General features: G+C 67.5%; 1 protein-coding gene. It reads left to right on the top strand.

The genetic code is table 11. From position 1 onward, the window contains the following. Positions 1-841: polyketide synthase dehydratase domain-containing protein (locus F0Q45_RS26310; RefSeq protein ID WP_188113191.1), on the top strand; the 841-nt coding region annotated here is incomplete at both ends.

Here is an 841-nt window from a genome sequence, read left to right as displayed (position 1 = left end):
CGAGCGACACGTGTGGCAGGGCAACGTTGGCACCGACGCGCTGCCCTGGTTGGCCGATCACATGATCCACGGTGCCCCTGCGTTCCCGGGCGCCGCCTACTGCGAGATGGCGTTGGCCGCGGCCCACACCGTCCTGGGCGAAGCCTCGGAAGTCCGCGATGTCCGCTTCGAGCAGCTGCTGCTGCTCGAAGAGCAATCCCCCATCTGTGCCACCGCAACCGTTGAAGCGCCCGGGCTTGTCCCGTTCGTGGTTGAGACCAATCAGGAGGGGGAGCGCTCACGCCGGGCCTCCGCCATGCTGCACCCCGCCGAGGATGACGATCGCTTGGCGGCCCAGGACATCGAAGCCTTGCTGGCGACGCATCCGAACCCGGCGCAAGGCGATGACCTGCGCAACGAATTCGACGTCCGCGGCATTCAGTACGGTCCGGCGTTTACCGGCCTGGTGACCGTGCACACCGCGCAGGAAACCGGCGGCACCAGCGTGCTGGCCCAAGTCGCCGTGCCGTGCTCTATCCGCTCACAGCAAGGCGGCTATGGTGTGCACCCGGCTCTGCTGGATGCCTGTTTTCAGTCGGTGGCCGCCCACCCTAGCGTCCGTAACGTCAGCAATGGAGGTCTACTGCTACCGCTCGGTGTACGCCGGCTGCGTGCCTACGGGCCGGCGCGTCATGCCCGGTACTGCTATACGACGGTGACCGCAGCGGGCTCGGGTATCGAGGCCGACCTCGACGTCTTGGACGAGCACGGCATGATCGTGCTGGCGGTACGCGGCCTGCAGATGGGCACCGGCATCTCGCAGACCAGCGAGCGCGACCGGGTCCTGGGTGAGCGCCTGCTC

Origin of the sequence: Mycobacterium simiae, assembly GCF_008370645.1 — a bacterium.
Taxonomy (GTDB): Bacteria; Actinomycetota; Actinomycetes; order Mycobacteriales; family Mycobacteriaceae; genus Mycobacterium; species Mycobacterium simiae_A.
Note: the sequence above shows the minus strand (reverse complement) of the source record. Positions and strands in the feature narration are given on the sequence as shown.